General features: G+C 59.2%; 12 protein-coding genes and 3 pseudogenes. 5 read left to right on the plus strand and 10 right to left on the minus strand.

Annotated features, from left to right (window positions below; all coding sequences use genetic code 11):
- Window positions 1-43: 43 nt before the first annotated feature.
- The gene (gene acuR / locus AC25M7_RS04365; RefSeq protein WP_175406201.1) at window positions 44-676 is read left to right on the plus strand and encodes an acrylate utilization transcriptional regulator AcuR; all 633 of its coding nucleotides are present in this window, start codon (window positions 44-46) and stop codon (window positions 674-676) included.
- A 47-nt stretch (window positions 677-723) separates the two neighbouring features.
- Window positions 724-1,707, plus strand: a complete 984-nt coding sequence (gene acuI, locus AC25M7_RS04370; protein WP_062364375.1) for an acrylyl-CoA reductase (NADPH) — start codon at window positions 724-726, stop codon at window positions 1,705-1,707.
- Between the two features lie 152 nt (window positions 1,708-1,859).
- Here the strand turns inward: acuI and AC25M7_RS04375 are convergent.
- The 10 genes and pseudogenes from AC25M7_RS04375 to AC25M7_RS04420 form a co-directional block, all read right to left on the minus strand.
- A pseudogene (locus tag AC25M7_RS04375) lies at window positions 1,860-3,141 on the minus strand (DUF2254 domain-containing protein).
- A 340-nt stretch (window positions 3,142-3,481) separates the two neighbouring features.
- Complete coding sequence (locus AC25M7_RS04380) at window positions 3,482-4,846, minus strand: sensor histidine kinase (protein WP_232853335.1); 1,365 nt, start codon at window positions 4,844-4,846, stop codon at window positions 3,482-3,484.
- The gene (locus tag AC25M7_RS04385; RefSeq protein WP_186594923.1) at window positions 4,843-5,505 is read right to left on the minus strand and encodes a response regulator; all 663 of its coding nucleotides are present in this window, start codon (window positions 5,503-5,505) and stop codon (window positions 4,843-4,845) included. The genes AC25M7_RS04380 and AC25M7_RS04385 overlap by 4 nt, the downstream gene beginning before the upstream one ends.
- A 2-nt stretch (window positions 5,506-5,507) precedes the next feature.
- Window positions 5,508-6,149, minus strand: a complete 642-nt coding sequence (locus AC25M7_RS04390) for a tetratricopeptide repeat protein (RefSeq protein WP_028689321.1) — start codon at window positions 6,147-6,149, stop codon at window positions 5,508-5,510.
- Window positions 6,146-6,952 carry an SDR family oxidoreductase gene (locus AC25M7_RS04395; RefSeq protein ID WP_069017769.1) on the minus strand — a complete coding sequence of 269 codons (807 nt, stop codon included), beginning with the start codon at window positions 6,950-6,952 and terminating at the stop codon, window positions 6,146-6,148. The genes AC25M7_RS04390 and AC25M7_RS04395 overlap by 4 nt, the downstream gene beginning before the upstream one ends.
- On the minus strand, window positions 6,939-7,619 hold the full coding sequence (locus AC25M7_RS04400) for an iron-containing redox enzyme family protein (RefSeq protein WP_486970766.1): 681 nt from the start codon (window positions 7,617-7,619) through the stop codon (window positions 6,939-6,941). The genes AC25M7_RS04395 and AC25M7_RS04400 overlap by 14 nt, the downstream gene beginning before the upstream one ends.
- Before the next feature lie 8 nt (window positions 7,620-7,627).
- Window positions 7,628-9,091 carry an AMP-binding protein gene (locus tag AC25M7_RS04405; protein ID WP_486970767.1) on the minus strand — a complete coding sequence of 488 codons (1,464 nt, stop codon included), beginning with the start codon at window positions 9,089-9,091 and terminating at the stop codon, window positions 7,628-7,630.
- Complete coding sequence (locus AC25M7_RS04410) at window positions 9,081-9,758, minus strand: thermostable hemolysin (protein WP_182322589.1); 678 nt, start codon at window positions 9,756-9,758, stop codon at window positions 9,081-9,083. The genes AC25M7_RS04405 and AC25M7_RS04410 overlap by 11 nt, the downstream gene beginning before the upstream one ends.
- 177 nt (window positions 9,759-9,935) lie before the next feature.
- Window positions 9,936-11,057 (minus strand): HD-GYP domain-containing protein, encoded by a 1,122-nt coding sequence (locus AC25M7_RS04415; RefSeq protein ID WP_207852979.1) that lies wholly within the window; start codon window positions 11,055-11,057, stop codon window positions 9,936-9,938.
- A complete protein-coding gene (locus AC25M7_RS04420; RefSeq protein ID WP_486970768.1) occupies window positions 11,047-13,908 on the minus strand; it encodes a sensor histidine kinase in 2,862 nt (953 codons plus the stop codon). The genes AC25M7_RS04415 and AC25M7_RS04420 overlap by 11 nt, the downstream gene beginning before the upstream one ends.
- 487 nt (window positions 13,909-14,395) lie before the next feature.
- Between AC25M7_RS04420 and AC25M7_RS04425 the strand changes: the two are divergent.
- The 3 genes and pseudogenes from AC25M7_RS04425 to AC25M7_RS04435 form a co-directional block, all read left to right on the plus strand.
- Window positions 14,396-14,665, plus strand: a pseudogene (locus AC25M7_RS04425) (PAS domain-containing protein); the annotation flags it as partial.
- Between the two features lie 330 nt (window positions 14,666-14,995).
- Window positions 14,996-15,961 (plus strand): annotated as a pseudogene (locus tag AC25M7_RS04430) (methyl-accepting chemotaxis protein); the annotation flags it as partial.
- A gap of 33 nt (window positions 15,962-15,994) precedes the next feature.
- Entirely contained in the window at window positions 15,995-16,930 is a 936-nt protein-coding gene (locus tag AC25M7_RS04435) for a chemotaxis protein CheV (protein ID WP_207852972.1), read from the plus strand.
- Window positions 16,931-16,987: the final 57 nt, after the last annotated feature.

Raw genomic sequence — 16,987 nt, forward strand, 5'->3', positions numbered from 1 at the left:
CTCGGTGGTTGACATTAGAGACGATCAGTCTAAATTACAACGCATGACTATCTCCAAACCTGCACCTCGTCGAGGCCGCCCCCCCAAAGTCGCACGTGAGCATGGCGAAACCCTCGAAATGCTATTGCGTTGCGGTATGGAAATCCTCACCGAACAAGGCTTCGCCGCCACCGGCATCGAGGCCGTGCTCAAGCGCGTGCAGGTGCCCAAGGGTTCGTTTTATCACTACTTCGACAGTAAAGAAGCATTTGGCCAAGCCGTACTGCAACGCTATGCCGACTATTTCGCTCAAAAGCTCGAGCGCAACTTCGGTGATTTGAGCGCATCGCCCTTGCAACGGCTGTCCAACTTCGTCGAGGAGGCGAAAGCGGGGATGGCCCGGTATCAGTTTAGAAGAGGCTGCCTGGTAGGCAACCTTGGCCAAGAGGTACTGGTGCTCCCCGACAGCTTCCGCGAACAGCTGGAACTGACCCTGCAGGATTGGGAGCAGCGCTTGGCAGCCTGCCTGGAACAAGCAGTCGTGCTGGGTGAAGTGCCTAGCAGACATGACTGCAAGGCACTCGCAGCCTACTTTTGGGTAGGTTGGGAGGGTGCCGTGCTTCGTGCACGGCTTACGCAGAATGTCCGTCCGCTGGACATTTTCTATCAAGGTTTTCTGAACGGAATCACCCACTGATTCCTTTCGGATGATTTAAAGACAACCGGTCTAAATGAGGGCGCACCATGTTCAATGCCATTCTGATCGAGAAGCAAGATGACCAACACACCGCCCGCGTCACCGAGCTGCGGGAGGATCAACTCCCACCCGCAAACGTGGCCGTCAAGGTGGCCTACAGCACCTTGAACTACAAAGATGCGCTGGCAATCACCGGTAAGGGGCCGGTTGTACGTCAGTTTCCGATGGTCCCTGGTATCGACCTCGCGGGTACTGTTGAGACGAGTGACGATCCTCGCTACCAGCCTGGCGATCGCGTGCTGCTCAATGGCTGGGGCGTTGGCGAGGGCCATTGGGGAGGCCTTGCACAAAAGGCTCGGTTGAACGCCGACTGGCTCATCCCCCATCCCCAGGGGCTGAATGAGCGCCAATCGATGGCCATTGGCACAGCCGGTTACACCGCCATGCTGTGCCTGATGGCATTGGAACGCCATGGGCTGAAACCCTCCCACGGGCCAGTGCTGGTTACCGGCGCCACCGGCGGCGTGGGCAGTTTCGCCATCAGCCTTCTGGCAGGTGCGGGGTATACCGTAACCGCCGCCACAGGCAAATCCAGTGAGCACGAGTACCTGAAAAGCCTGGGTGCGACAACTATCATCGACCGCGCCGAACTGTCGGCCCCGGGGCGTCCGTTGGCGAAAGAGAAATGGGCGGCCGTCGTGGACTCGGTCGGCAGCCATACGCTGGTCAATGCGTGCGCAAGCACAATGTCCGAAGGTTTGGTAGCTGCCTGCGGATTGGCTCAAGGTATGGATTTTCCGGCCACCGTCGCACCGTTCATTCTCAGAGGGGTAAGCCTGCTCGGCATCAATAGCGTGACTCAGCCTTATGAGCGACGAGTGCAAGCGTGGGAGAGACTGTCGACTCAGCTGAACTTGGGCGCATTATCGCTCATGACAAAAGAAATCGGCCTGCAAAGCGTGATCGCGTCAGCCTCAGACTTGATAAATGGAAAGATCCGGGGTCGCTTGATTGTGGACGTAAACGGATAGGCGTTTGCAAATGTCTTCAGAGCAGTCCTCTTTATTACTGATCGAGGGCTGCTCAGCTGTGCTCACTTGACCGGCATCTATCATTTCCGAAGACCCCGTAACGTCCGATCAAGCGACCAGCACGCCCCAGTAGTCCCACCCAGCAATAAACATCACCTCGCTTCACTCAGTTGCGCTGCCAAGCTGCGTAATTGAAACTTTTCATCTTCGAGCACCAGCGCAGCATTGGCAAAACCAAGCAGCCGCCGTGCATGCCTGCTTGCACTGCCTTCAAACAGCCGTGGATTGATTTGAGCCAGGCTCAACAATGCCTTGAGCAGTCGTATATTCACCTCCTGCAGCGCCGCCCCGTCTCGAGCGATCGGCCCGAAGAAATCATCGAACAAATCATCGACCACAATACCGTGCAGGTAAACGTGGGCACAGGCTCCCTGAGATGGAGCCAGCGCCTGAGGCCGCCCCCAGTGCGATAAGCACCTGACACCTCTACCGATGACATCGATCGCCGTGCCGGGGTCATTGACAGCAGGCGACAACGCCCTGGAAGCGATCTCGGACAGCACTGACAAGCCGAAGCGAGGGTCATGCTCGAAGGTCCGACGGGTGCCCACTGTGATCGCTTCATGTACCTCATGCTCGAAGCCCCCAGCAAACCCCACGTCTTGGCCGGGTTGCGCCACAATGGTCGCCAGCAGCGCTCCTGGATAGACGAATGCACCAGGCAGCACATCCATATAGATCTGAACGTGGTGCCGCTGGGTAATGGCTGCCAACGCCTCCATGTCAATGTGCTGAACGTAGCCGGTTCGATGACTGAGCAAACGCAGGGCAGAAGGAGGGAAAACCATGCCTTGCGGGTATGCCGCCCCCCCCCAGGTAGGGCCATTTGGCCCGATGCTCGATAGCCTCTATCGCAGCCCCTTCTACGCGGTCGATAGTCTCACCTACCCGCCCGAGCCTGGAGAGGTGATCGATCCAGCGCAGCAAGGTGTAAACGATCAGGATGACAACTGCGATGGTCACCGCAAACAGCAATACCCTCCCTTGATCACCATAGGCTCCCGTACTTAAAGCAATCAGCCCCACAAGGCTGAACAGGAAGGAACCGATGAAAGTGGCCAGCGCATTGTGCGTGGTCGTATCCTCCATCACCAGCGTTGTGGCACGAGGCGTTACCCCCGTGCTGGCTGCACCGTATGCCGCCACCATGGTACTTAAGGAAAACGTGGTGACCGCCAGCATGCTGGACGCAATGATGCCGAGGATCTTGTCGACAGCTTCCGCGCCTATCCGAGCGGGTAACGACGCCGGAATGAAGTCTTTCAACACCACCGCCATCAAGGCTGTCGCCACGCCAAGCAGCGAAAACAAAGTCGCCCGGAACCATAGTCGCTTGGTGACTCGTACAGCGACCCAACGCCAGCGTGCCATCATCCGTAAGCCCTCCAGGCAGCCCACGCCGTAAACGCAATCAGGTTGACGCCCCCACTGTCATTGCATCTGTCCATCAGCCTAACCTGTAACCTTGACTACCGCGCTGCTGTAACGGGGACGTGTCGCCGCCATAGACCTCTTGCCCTGCCGGCTTTCAATGCACGCTATCGAGCACTCTGCGATGCCCAGGCAGTCGCACAACTGCTGCCCTCCTAGTCTCGCCGCACCGGCGGCGAGGCTCAGTGCAAGTTCAAGCCCGGGCGGCGCAGTCTGAAGCTATCAACGTTGCGTTGCGCCGCAGGTCATCGGCAGGACTTGCCCAGCGCATGTGCCGATGGACTCAATCCCTTGGCAGCAGCAAGGTGGCGGCCAGTCCCCCGCCAGCTCGATTCTCCAACCGGACCTGCCCGCCCAGGCGATCGATGATGGTCGCAACGATCGACAGACCAAGGCCGGCGCCATTCGGGCTGTTGCGGCTATAGAAACGCTCGAATACACGAGAAAGGCTTGCTTCATCGATACCTGGCCCCTCGTCCTCGACCACCAGCTCCAAGGCGCCATCCAGACGCCTGAGTGATACGGTTATGCGGCCTGCCGGGGGTGAATGTTCAACCGCGTTGGACACCAGGTTCTGTAGCGCAATGCCCAACGCGCCAGCATCGATCGCCAGGTGATGGTCGCCTTCACCGATCTCCAGCGAGGGCTCCAGGCCGCGATCAAGTATCCACGGGGTCAGCTCAGCCAGGGTCTCGGTAACCACCTCAGCCAGGTCGACGCAGGTACTGGCACGCTGCCCCAGTTTCGGCTCGACGCGGGCGAGTGTCAGCAACTGGTTGACCACCCGGGTCAGCCGGTCGACCCCGCCCATCAGGAACCCCAGCGCTTTTTGCCGCTCCATGTCGTTGCTGGCGGCCAGCGCGTTCTGTGCATGCAGGCGCAGGACGGCCAGCGGCGTGCGCATTTCGTGAGCGGCATCGGCAATGAACCGATGCTCACGCCGCAAAAGGTCCTCGATCTGCGCCAACAGGCGATTGATGGCGGCCTGCATCGGCTCAAGCTCCGAGGGAAGCGGCACCAGTTGCAATGGCTCAAGGGAGTCGGCGTGGCGCGCGCGGATGACATTGGCCATGTTCTGCAACGGCCGCAGCCCCCAGCCGATCGCCGCCCAGACCAACAGCGCCAATGCCAGGCTGCCCAGGAGGAACGGGAACAGAGTATGGCGGACAATACGGTCGATCAGGTCGTAGCGTACGTCATCACGCTCGCCGACCCAGATCACCCAGCGTTTTTCCGGCACCGGCAAGACGAAACCGCGCCATTGTTCGCCGCCGCTGGTGAAGTCGTAGAAGCCTGGTACCGTCGGTGGCGAATCGAACGCTGGCGCGCTGGGTGTATGCACCAGAAGGGCTCCGCCGACCTGCCAGACCTGAAAAGCCAGCTTGCTTTCGTAAGGGTGCCCCACCTGATGTCGCCCTGCCCTGCCCAACGCTTCGTTGAAGGCCCGGTAGAGCGCCTCACGCGAGCCGTCCTGCACTGGCAGGCTCATGACACCCTGCAGCAGGCGGGCGTTCTGGGCGAGATGGGCGTCATACACCTCGTTAATTTCGCGGCGGCTATCGTGGTAGTTGTAGAGCGCCAGCAGACCGGTGCCGAGCAGCAGCAACAACATCACCCGCCACAGTGTGCGCTGGCGCAGCGAGCTCATGCCTTGGCCTCGACCAGGTAGCCGATGCCGCGTACCGTTCGGATCAACCCGTTGAACAGCTTCTTGCGCAGGTGGTAGATGTTCACCTCCAGCGTATTGCTCTCGGGCTCTTCGTCCCAGCCATACAGCAGCTGGGTCAGGCGCTCGCGGGTGAATACCTTGCCGGGTTGCGCCAACAGTTCATGTAACAGCACATACTCCTTCGGGGTCAGCACCACTTCGACACCGTTATAGTGCACTTGCTGGGTGGCAGGGTCGAGGCTGACCCCGGCATGTTCGACCACTACCTTCGCCCGCCCCGCACTGCGCCGCAGCAAGGCGCGCAAGCGTGCCTTCAGTTCGTTGAGGTCGAAAGGTTTCACCAGGTAATCATCGGCACCGGCATCAAGCCCGGTAATGCGGTCGTCCAGCGCATCCCGCGCGGTGAGGATCAGCACCGGCAGGCTGTCGCCGCCGGCGCGCACCCGCCGCAGCAGTTCCAGGCCATCCATGCGCGGCAGGCCAAGGTCCAGGATCACCAGGTCGAAGGTTTCATGCTGCAGCGCATGCAAGCCACTGACGCCGTCGCGCAACCAGTCGAGCGTATAGCCTTCCTGGCGCAAGCCGTCGCAGATGCCCTCTCCCAGTGCAATGTCGTCCTCAACCAGCAGCAGCCGCATGTTCAGTCCTGTTTGTCCTTGATCGCTTTCATTAAAACATCGATATCGGCACGCCGGCCCTGGTCAGCCAACTCACGCCCTGGCCGGGCCGGGGCCTGCAAGGCTTTCTGCAGAGCAGCAGTAGCCTCAGGGTAGCGCTTTTGCCGATACAGATGATCGGCCCAGAAATAGTTGCTGTCGATACCATTGGGGTTGATTTGCAGCGCCTTGCGCAGCAGGGCGTCAGCCTTGTCGGTGTCGCCGAAACCGATTGGCCAGCCGGGCACCTGGTCGTACAAAGTGCCCAGGCTGGTATAAGCCGAACCCTGCAGAGCATTGGGGTCCAGTTTCATGGCCTGCTCAAGACTGGCCTTCGCCGCCTTGACCTTGCCCAGTGCGCCGAGGCCACCGGTGGCGCCCGCCCAGCTGCTGTCGATGATGCCTTGCCAGATCAACGGCTCAGGTGATCCGGGGTACTGATGAACGAATGCCGCCGCGTCAGCGGAGAGCTTTTCAAAGGCGTCGGCACGTTTGTCCTTGGGTACCTGGTACTGGATCTGCGCCCAGTGCTGCTGCAGATCGCTCAGGTGCTGTGTGCCTGCCTGGTCCAATGCCCAGGTCAAGGGTGCGAATGCCAACAAGCTGGCGACGAACAGACGCTTCATTTGATCGACTCCTTGGAGTGGTTAGCGATATAGCGCCGAATGACGGGGAGTTGCTTGCGCAGTGCGCGGTCGACCACGCCCGGCAACATGCTGTTGATGCGCACGAAAAGCTTTTCCGGCCACCCCAGGTAAAGTTCGCTGCGCTCGGACTGCACCGCCTCGAGCACGGCGCGAGCAACATCCGCCGGGTCGTCCATGCCGACTTTAAGCGCTTGATTGAGCGCAGTCGCAGCACTGCTGTTCATGCCGGTACGGGTCGCCCGGGGGGCGGCATACAAGACGTTGACCGTGGTGTCGGCCAGTTCGCGTCGCAGTGCCTCGGAGAAACCGCGCAGGGCGAACTTGCTGGCGCAGTAGGTGGCGTAGCCGGGATAGCCGATCGAGCCATAGGTGGACCCGACATTGACCACCAGTGCCTTGGGCTGAGCACGCAGCAGCGGCAGGCAGGCGCGCGTCAGCTGCAGCGGTGCCTTGAGGTTGATGTCCAGCAGCTCGTCGAGCGCGTGCTCGTCCAATTGGTCGAGCAGGGCGAAGCGATTCACGCCGGCCGCATTGATCAGCACGTTGACAGTGCCCATCTCGCGGGCTCGGCTCACGACCTGTTCGCGCCCCGCCTGGCTGCGCAAGTCGGCCTCCTGCCAACGCAGGCGATCCGGGTAGCGATTCATCAAGCCTGCCAGCTTGCCCATGTGCCGACTGACAGCCAGTACCTGGGCGCCGGCAGCGCACAACTGTTCGGCCAGCTCCAGGCCGATGCCGCCGCTGGCACCGGTGAGGATCACCACGGACTCAGGCAAGCGCATGATGCACCTCTAGCTGCCCCGCGCGCGGCAAGCCTTGGAACATTTCGGTGTACAAGTGGTAGACGACCTTCGCCGCATGGATGACGGCCTGTTGGTCTGCGGCATCATCTAGGCGGTCCATCAGTTGCTTGTAGGTCACCATGTGGTCCTGGTCCAGCGCCCCATGGGAGCTCAGGTAGCTGAACGCCTTGTCAGGCAGGTTCAGTGTGGTTTTGATCGTGCCCGCCGCTTGGGTGGCCAGGGCGATGCTGGTGCCTTCGAGCACGTTGACCATGCCGAAGAGCCCGACCGGGTTGCCGCGGGCGATCAGGTCGTAGAGGTAGGCGACCATCAGCTCGATCGACCGCGCCGGCCGACCATCACGCACCGCCTCCCAGTTACCACCACAGGCGTTGATATCGTTGAGGATCCACTGCTCGTGGCCGTATTCCTCGTCGATGTACTCGCATACCGCGCCGCGCAGCCACTCCAGGCGCGACGGCAAGCGCGCGCCACAGGCCATCATCAGCGGAACCGTATGGCGGACATGGTGGTAGGCCTGGGTCAGGAAGGCAATGTAACTGTCCAGGCTGACCTGGCCGGCCAGGGCGTCACGGATCACCGGCACGGCGAACAACGCCTGACGCTCTTGGGTTGTTTGTAGTTGCAGGGTGTCGAAAAAGGACATGGGGAGCCTCACAACGAGATGTCGGATAACAGGGTTTGGTAGTGCTGCAGGATCGCCTCGCGTCGCGGGCGGCCGTTGGCAGTCAGGGTTTCGTCACGGGTGCTGAAGGGGGCCGGCAAGCGCCGCCAGGTATGTACCCGGGCGTAGTCGGGCAGCTGCGCGTTGCACTGCTGCACGGCCAGTTCGATGGCATCGTCGCTGGCGGCAGGGTCAAGAGGCCAAAGCAGAGCCAGGTTTTGCGGCAAGGCTTCGCCATGCACGAATGCCTGGGCGATGACGCCGCTCTGGGTGAGTTCGGCTTCTACCCACTCCGGGTTGACGTTGCGCCCGAAGCTGGTGATGAACTGGTGTTTCTTGCGTCCATCGAGGAACAGATAGCCTTCTTCGTCGAGGTGGCCCAGGTCGCCCGTTGCCCACCAGGACTGGGTCATCGGGGCGTCCTCCAGGTAGCCAAGCAGTGTCGAGCCGGCCACCAGCACCTCGCCGTCGTCGGCAATACGCACTTGCACATGGGGCAATGGCTGGCCGACGCTGCCGTGGCGTACGGCACCAGGGCGATTCAATGCGACCACGGAGGCACACTCCGACAAGCCGTAGCCTTCGAACACCGGCAACCCGACCGCCTCGGCCCGGGCTAGCAGGCTTGGCGATACCCGGGCACCGCCCACCGCCACGAAACGCAGTGGGCCAACGCGCATCAACCCGCGCTCAATGGCCGTGACCAGCCCCATCAGCAACTGCGGCACGAGGATCAGGCTCTGCGCACCACTGAGGGCAATGGCGCCCAGCAGTCGCTTGAAATCCACCTGACTTGCCCCGCCCATGCCCAACTGATGCTGCGGATAGAGCTGTACGCAGGCACCCGCCATCAGTGCGGCATATACGCCGAGGTTCTCCAGCAATACGCCCAAAGGCAGCACGGCCAGGTACTGCTGCGGTTCAGTGGGCCGGCTTGCCGCCTCCAATTCCCGTGCTACCCGCAGCATGGCGTCAGCGCTCAGGCAGACACCTTTAGGGTGCCCGGTGCTGCCAGAGGTGTAGGTAATCTTGGCGGTACCATCAGGCAATCGGGCGCTGGCCAACCGCTCGCGCACCCAGAACTCACCTTCCTGAACAAACCCCTCACTGACCAGTCGCGGCTCCCACTGCGTCGTGCAAAGCACGGTTGAAGCACCACTCTGGGCAATGCAGTGATCAAACTGCGTCGCGCTGAAGAACGACGGCACGATCACGCAGGGGCGCGCCGCGAACAAGGCGGCCAGGTCCCAGAACAGCAGATCAGGGCCGTTATCCAGGGCCAGCACCAATGCCCCAGCAGGTTGCCGGTGCAGCACATGGGCTCGCAGTCCCACTTCACCGAGTAACTGCCGGTATGTGTAGCTGTGAGCATCACCTTTCACCGCCACGGCACCGGCATGATCTCGGGCGAACGACATCAGCAGCTCTTGAAACCGCTCCAGTTCACGCGGCATGGCCAGTCTCCTCGGCGAGCACTGGAAAACCCAGCCTTTGGAACACGCCGGCTCGGGTCAGGGCGTCGAAGCCATAGCCGATGTTTCCGGCAAACACCTGCGGATGTTGGTCATAGTAGGTCCCCCACTGATCCATCTGCCCCTGTAGGCGATCGGGATCGGCGGCGGCCAACACGCAGGGCGTAAGCCCAAGCCGTTGAAAACTGTTTATCAGTGTCGCCGCCCCAGTGAACGTGACCCACTCAAGGCCGCGGTTGGCCAACAACCACGTGACAGCGATGATCATGATGCGAGCACTGCCAGCGCTGAGGGAGGCCAAGTTTCCTACTTCGACTATGCAGGTGCGATCCAATGAAATACCCGCAACTTGAGAAACGGCGGTTTCCAAAGGCACGTCCAGGTACCGTTCGAGAAATACTGGACCCTGGCTGGCCGGGCGCATGCCGGCCGCGGCGATCAGGCGGCCGTGGCTGTCATGCAATGCCAAGAGTTCTGGTAGGTAATGCTGCACATTCGCTTGATGCACGGCGGCGAAACACGTGTGGATGAATTGCTCAAGATCCGCACGTGAATCATCTCCCTCCAGACAAAGCGAAAGCTGCGCGCGGTGGTCGGCATGGCTACCGATGGGTAGCGGGAGCAGACTGCTCCATTGAGATTCGGTCATGAAACTCCCCCCGATTGGGTTCGACGGAGGGATTATCGGGGTCGAATCTGAATAGAATCTGAAGTGACGTTTTCGACTTTAGGTGAATTCGGCCTGACGGCTAAATTGCTGCAAACACCCACCTTTGTAGGCGTTCGAATTCGAAAAACTGTCACCCGGCAACAGGCTCTGGGCTGATCAAGCACCGGCAGCGCGATGTTGATCCTCCCGGCGTGGGGGCTCGTGTCCCTCAGAAAGGCCCTGTGCCGTTTTGGATGATTCGAAATACTGCTCGATTTGCTCGAAGCATCCTTGGATGACCTGGACCAAATGCGGATCAAAATGCTGCCCTGACTGCTCCAGGATGAAGGCTTGGGCGCGTTGCGCGCTCCAACTGGGTTTGTAGGGACGGGGCATGCGCAATGCGTCATACACATCGCAAAGCGCCACGATGCGCGCTTCAAGAGGGATTTGCTCGCCAGACAGCCCACGCGGGTAGCCGGTGCCATCCCATTTTTCGTGATGGCAGTATGCGATTTGCGCCGCCATCTCGGTCAGTTCATCCGTCGTGCCATCATGCAGGATGCTATAGCCAATTTCTGGATGGCACATGATCACTTGACGCTCTTGCGCCGTAAGCACGCCCTCCTTGAGCAAGATGTGGTCGGCAATCCCGATTTTGCCCACGTCATGCATCGGCGCCGCCATTCTCAAACGCTCGCACCAGTTGGCCGGCTGCCCCATCGCTCGAGCGATCAATGCCGATGCGTCGCCGATACGCTGAATGTGCTCGCCCGTCTCGTTATCCCGATAGCTCGCGGCTCTGCCCAGGGCACGGATCGCCGCACGATAGCTTTCTTGCAACTGCATCGTGCGTTGCAGTACCTGTAGCTCAAGATCCAGGTTGGTCTCCAGCAGGCGGCGCGTCGCTTGTGCAAGGCGCAGGCAGTTGCGCACCCTGAGCACGAGCTCCGGCAGATCCAGAGGCTTGGGCAGATAGTCGTTGGCACCTAGCTCCAGTCCTCGGCGTCGGCTGGCCGCGTCGGTTAAAGCAGTGAGTATGATGACCGGCTGACGCGACCGGTCCCGTCCACTGAGCTGTTCTAGTATCTGAAAGCCATTTGGCTCTGGCATGTCGAGATCCAGCAGCAGCAAATCCCAAGGCTTATCTGTCAACCATCGCAAGCCTTCAGCTGAGTCTGAAAAACACACCACATCAGAAAGTCCAAAGGCTTTCAGGCTTGAGCAGAGCAAGCGTATGTTGGCAGCGACGTCATCGATCACGACAATGCGTACATCATCTGGGATATCAGTGAACATTCGTAGGCTCCTGTTCCAACAGCGCGCTGAGCAATTGGGCAAGTTCTTCACGGCTGACGGGCTTAGCTAGCACGCCCTGGAATTCGATCCCCAGCAGCGCCAGTTTGCGCGGCTCACTGCCAATCAGAATCAGTGACATCAACTCTGCCCCGGCGGTACGACGGACTCGATCCAGCAGGCTTAATCGCTGCGGTTCATCCTCGTCACAATCAAGCAGCAGCACCTGCGGCGCCCCATGCTCGCAGGCATGGGTTAGACAGGCCTGCAAAGTGCCGTGCTCGAAGTGAACTTGCGGGGCCAACAGCATGGGCACTTGCGTGACGAGATCGTTATCATGCCCGGCATAGAACACACTCGGCTCGGTCGTGCCTTCGGGGCACTCCCACTGCGCGACATCAAGCAACTCGATCCAGAAGCGGCTACCCTCTCCGGGCACACTGTGCAGTCCCATAGACCCGCCCATCAGGCCGGCCAACTCGCGGCACAGTGCCAAACCAATACCGGTGCCTTGAATCGATGTGTTCTCCTTGCCCAGGCGCTGGAAGGGCTCGAAAAGGGCTGCTTGCAATTGAGGCTCGATGCCCATGCCCCCATCTTCGACGTACAGACGCACGACACCCGCCAGCGCTTCGGCGCCGACCAACAGCCTGCCTTGGGGTCTGTTGTATTTGATGGCGTTGGACAGCAGATTCAGCATGACCTGTCGCAAACGTCTGGGCTCCGAGCGCACCCATAATTGCTGTGGTACCGGGCAAAGGTGCAGCTTCAGTCCGGCTGCCTGAGCTTGAGCGGCCATCATCTCCGAACACTCCTCCAGCACGCTGGAGACCTGAACCGGCACCAGGCTGAGGTTTTGGGTTTCTGCCTGCAGGCTGGACCAGTCGAGCAGGTCATCCACCAAATTGGTTAGGTGGCTGCTGGCACCCAAGATCTCCTCAACCTGATCTTTGGCCACCGCATCATGCACCTGCATATGCAGGAGTTGCCCAAAACCATGGATGGCGTTGAGCGGGGTTCGCAATTCGTGGCTGATACTGGAAATGAAGCGAGACTTAGCTTGATTCGCGGCCTGCGCCTGATGGGTGCGCGCTTTGAGGTCAGCCTCGGCCAACTTGAGCATGTCAATGTCGACCAGGGTGCCCAGTGCAACTCGGCTGGTCTCGGCTGAGACGTCCAACATACGGCCTTGGCACAACACCCATAGGAAGTGACCATCAGCTTGGCACACCCTCAGCTCTAACTCGATGCGCTGTGTGTTTCCTGAACGTAGGCTGTCGAGCACCTTCTGGAATTGCCTTGCGCTAGGCAGGTCAAGCCTTTCCAGGAACGCTTCCCGGGAAATCTGGTTACCCGGCCAGCCCAAGCGTTCGCACAATCCACCGCGCAGGCTCAGGCAGTCATCATCCGTGTGGTACTCCCACATGCCCGAGGTTGGGTAGTCCATGATCTGCATCAACCGACGCTGCGCGATACGCCGATGCAAATCGCTGGTCGCCAATTGCGCTCCCATGGTCAACACATCACCCGCTATCTCGTCCAGCTCTTGAATCTGTGATTCGGCGCGTTGTGGCTGCCAATGGCCTCGACCGATTTCACTGAGCATGCCGCTGATATCAGCGATGGTTTTGCGCAAGCGTTCACTGAGCTTTTGCGAGCGTATCCAGAGCACGCTGAAATAGCCCAGGTAGAAAACCACCAGACCGGCGATCATGAGATAGCCAATGTCGCGGTAGTGCTCCGCCAAGGCATTGGTCGCGCTCATGACCATTTCCTTGTCGACCACCGCCAGCAGGTGCCACCCCGTGCTGCCAATGGCACTCCAGGCAATCAGGTGATCACGCCCCTTCAGGGCCAGTTGCGTATTGCCCGAGCTGGACGCGTTCAACTGCTCAGCCAGTTGGCGTGTGTCGTCGCGCCCCCCTAGGTTGAAGTTCTGTGGCTTAAAACGTTCACTGCTGATTTTGTTCTGGCTAGGGGCATGGAGCAGTTCCCGCAGATCGAAGTCGTGCTCGGCTTTTTCGGGCATGGCCATGATCGTCCCGTCGCGCCCGACAAGCAGCAGGTATCCATCCCAAGGGACTTTCAATTTCTCAAGCTGTGGCAATACCCCGCCGATGGTGACATCAATACCGACGACGCCTTCGAGAAAGTCTCCGGTGTAGACCGGAGCCACCGCCGACATCATCCACCCATGCCCTGCCGGATCTAGGTAGACGTCGGTCCAGCGTGTGCGGCGTTCCGGATTATGGGCCGCATCCGCCAAGTAGTAAAAGTTGAATTCTGGAATGCGCATGTCGGGCGGATACTGCTCGTCAGTACGGAACCAGGGGTAGATTCGGTTATAGCTGTCCCAACTATTGAAATACAGGCTGGCAATGATCGGGTCATGGTTCTTGATTTCCATGAACAGCGGATCAAGGGAAGCCAGCCGGTTTACCTTGTCCAGGTCCTGATGATCCAACGGCGTCGCAGAAGAGTAGAAAGAGGCTGCACCGCCTCGGTCCACCGGGCTAAACCTGGCGCCTTGCGCAGACACCGACAGGTTTTCCACGGCACCTAGGGCTGGCCCCTGCAAGGCACGTTCGGTCAACCTCGCCAGCAAGCTCGCGGTATCGCCAATGTGGTCGAGCTGGTTCTGGATGATCAGTGCATTCTGTTCGGCGCTAGCCGCCAGGCTGTCGATTGCACTGCGGTCGAGGTAGCCCAGTTGCGCATCGCGGATGGCCTGATTGCTCAGCAGGTAGCAGCCGACCAGAACCGTCTCGACCAGAATCAGGGGAATGAGCGCGCTGCGCATGAACGCCCGCCACATCCACTGTCGCAACAGGATCCGGCTCACCGCTTTGCTCATTTCGCCTCCGTGCATGCCTGAGGTCTCGACCAGTAGCGGCATTAAGCCACTATTGGTTTTATAGCCCACCGGCTCAAAACACAAACTCCCTTCGTCGGTTCAGTTTAGAAAACTATTGGGCGTTGCCAAATAACCGTTTAGATGAATCGCGATCGTCCAAATAGCAATCTACTGCAAATTTAAATGGCTCTCACCGGCATACGAGTAGCAACTGAAATTCACTCTCCCTTACCAGCCCTTAGCCCGCTAAACACTGATCCAAATCAATGGGCCAAGCGAAAGAGATACATGTAACAAGATTTTTCTGCTCGGTCGATTGACATCAAAGAGCCACCAATTAGCCTGCAACTCATCACTGACCTGAGTACAGGTGCCCACGCCCAGACCAGCCCCCGGACCGCCTCGCGAAGACAGCAGGACGCTGCGATTGAGCTAATGGACAGCCATTAACAAAAAATTGCCTACAGCGTTCACAGAGGTTTGCATCATGCGGACTAATCTTCCAGTCACTCAAAAAGAACTCGAATTTTCGGCAGGCCAGCGCCTGATCTCCGCCACTGATTTGCACGGTAAGCTTACCTACTGCAACGATGAGTTCGTGGCGGTGAGCGGCTACACCCGCGAACAGTTGCTCGGTAGTCCGCACAACATCGTTCGTCATCCGGACATGCCCAGCGCGGTATTCGCGCACATGTGGTCCTACCTCAAGGAAGGCAAAAGCTGGATGGGCGTGGTGAAAAATCGCTGCAGCAATGGCGACCACTACTGGGTTAACGCCTATGTCACGCCCATCTTTTCTCAAGGGGTTCTGACCGGCTATGAATCAGTGCGGGTCAAACCAGATAGGGATCAGATCCAACGTGCAATCCAGTTGTATGCCCGACTCAAGGACAACAAGCAGAGCCAACCCTTGCGCGAACGTCTGGGCTTCTGGGTTCGCATGATCTTGCCTCCGACGTTGGTCGCTGCTGCAAGTGCCGGGGTCTTCGAGTGGGCAGGTACGCTACCAGGTGCACTCACGGCTGCCGTAGGGATGTTCTCGCTGCAAGGGCTGGCGGAAGTGTTGGTCCGCAAGACCCTGAATACGATCCGCAGCGTCTCGGCAGGCAGTTTCGACAGTGAGTTGATCGCCCGCACCTATACCGATGAGCGCGGCATGGCCGGGCAACTGCAAATGATCCTGATCAGCGAACAAGCCAAGATTCGCACCGCACTAAGTAGGTTGGGCGACTTCGCCAACCAAACTGCAGCCCTTGCCACACAAAGCCAGTCACTTTCGCGTCAGTCGGAGCAAGCTCTGACCAAACAACGTGACGAAGCCGATATGGCAGCCACCGCTATGAACCAGATGGCGATGTCGATTGCCGAAGTGGCGGTGCACATCAATCACACCGCCAAGGCGGCCGATGAAGTGAACCTGCTGACCCAGACCGGTTCGCAGGAAGCGCAGAAGACCCGTCACGTGATCGAGAAACTGGCCGAAACGGTCGAAGCGGTAAGCCATTCCGTGGAGGGTCTGGCCAACGAAACACAGACCATACAGCAAGCGGCAAACATGATCCGCTCAATTGCCGAACAGACCAACTTGCTCGCGCTCAACGCTGCCATCGAGGCTGCACGGGCAGGTGAACAAGGCAGAGGCTTCGCGGTCGTGGCAGACGAGGTGCGCGCCTTGGCCTCCAAAACTCAGGAGTCTACCCAGACCATCCAGCGCATCATCCAAACCCTGCAAGATGTAGCAAACCAAGCGGTGGCGGTTGCACGCCAAGGAAGTGGCGAAGCGGTCAGCGGTGTGGCTCAGGTAATCAGCACCCAACAAGCGTTGGACGGCATCAACACGGCCGTCAGCCGTATCCATGAAATGAGTCAACAAATGGCCACGGCCTCCGAAGAGCAGGCACACGTCGCAGAGGAAATTTCTCGGCAGATCACCAGCATCGCGCACGTATCAGACCAGAACGCCGACATCGCTGAAAACTCTTGCGCTCTGGGCGGAGATCTTGAAAACACGGCTCATGCACTCAACGCATTGGTCACGCGGTTCAACGGCTGAATACGCGCTCAGGTAGATCGATGAGGTGAGAAAATGGCTGGTCTATTGGAAACCGTCGACAGCCGGACGCAGTTGGCTGGCAAAAATCGCCTGGAACTGTTGCTGTTCCGTTTCGACGAAAAACAGCTGTATGGCATTAACGTGTTCAAGGTACGGGAGATTCTCAAGTGCCCCCCTATGTCGCGACTACCAGGATCCCATTCAGTGGTCTGCGGCGTAGCAAACGTACGTGGCAAATCTATCTCGATCCTCGACCTAGCGCATGCCACCGGGCTGCCAAGGCTCCGAGATCGCGAAACGGCCTTTGTGATCATCACCGAATACAACGGCCGCACCCAAGGCTTTTTGGTTAGCGAAGTCGAGCACATCGTCAACTTGAACTGGGAAGGGATTCATCCTCCACCTCGGGGAAGTGGACGACACCATTATCTGACGGCGGTCACGAATGTAGACGGCGAGCTGGTTGAGATCATCGATGTCGAAAAGGTTCTCAACGAGGTGTCGCCGATCTGCGAGCAACTCAGCGAAGGTACCCTCGATGCGGAAATCCGTCGACAAGCCAGCCATTTCAAGGTGCTGATCGTGGATGACTCTTCGGTGGCTCGCCTGCAGGTCAGTCGTTGCCTGCAAGCCGTGGGGGTTCAAGTGCTGGCATGCAACGACGGCAGCCAAGCCCTGTCTTTGTTGGAAACGATGCTGGAGGACGGAAAACAGCCAAGCCATGAGCTGTTGATGATGATCTCAGATATCGAGATGCCGGAAATGGACGGCTATACGCTGACGTCCGAGATTCGATCAAATCCCCTTATGTCCAGCCTGCATATTGCACTGCACACATCGCTGTCCGGGGCGTTCAACGAAGCCATGGTAAAGAAGGTTGGCGCGGACGAGTTCCTAGCCAAGTTTCGCCCTGACGAGTTAGCAGGTTTGGTGATGGCCCGAATCAGGACATTTGCTCTACATACCTAATCAAAAAAAGCAAAATCAGGTGCATTATCCACAAGAGCAAACAACATCTTTACCCAG

Source organism: Pseudomonas sp. P106(2024) (assembly GCF_057480815.1).

Coding starts and splice junctions, on each gene's coding strand:
- acuI (WP_062364375.1), top strand. CDS start 724: ATGTTCAATGCCATTCTGATCGAGAAGCAAGATGACCAACACACCGCC.
- AC25M7_RS04400 (WP_486970766.1), bottom strand. CDS start 7,619: ATGTCCTTTTTCGACACCCTGCAACTACAAACAACCCAAGAGCGTCAG.
- acuR (WP_175406201.1), top strand. CDS start 44: ATGACTATCTCCAAACCTGCACCTCGTCGAGGCCGCCCCCCCAAAGTC.
- AC25M7_RS04410 (WP_182322589.1), bottom strand. CDS start 9,758: ATGACCGAATCTCAATGGAGCAGTCTGCTCCCGCTACCCATCGGTAGC.
- AC25M7_RS04380 (WP_232853335.1), bottom strand. CDS start 4,846: ATGAGCTCGCTGCGCCAGCGCACACTGTGGCGGGTGATGTTGTTGCTG.
- AC25M7_RS04420 (WP_486970768.1), bottom strand. CDS start 13,908: ATGAGCAAAGCGGTGAGCCGGATCCTGTTGCGACAGTGGATGTGGCGG.
- AC25M7_RS04435 (WP_207852972.1), top strand. CDS start 15,995: ATGGCTGGTCTATTGGAAACCGTCGACAGCCGGACGCAGTTGGCTGGC.
- AC25M7_RS04405 (WP_486970767.1), bottom strand. CDS start 9,091: ATGCCGCGTGAACTGGAGCGGTTTCAAGAGCTGCTGATGTCGTTCGCC.
- AC25M7_RS04415 (WP_207852979.1), bottom strand. CDS start 11,057: ATGTTCACTGATATCCCAGATGATGTACGCATTGTCGTGATCGATGAC.
- AC25M7_RS04390 (WP_028689321.1), bottom strand. CDS start 6,149: ATGAAGCGTCTGTTCGTCGCCAGCTTGTTGGCATTCGCACCCTTGACC.
- AC25M7_RS04385 (WP_186594923.1), bottom strand. CDS start 5,505: ATGCGGCTGCTGCTGGTTGAGGACGACATTGCACTGGGAGAGGGCATC.
- AC25M7_RS04395 (WP_069017769.1), bottom strand. CDS start 6,952: ATGCGCTTGCCTGAGTCCGTGGTGATCCTCACCGGTGCCAGCGGCGGC.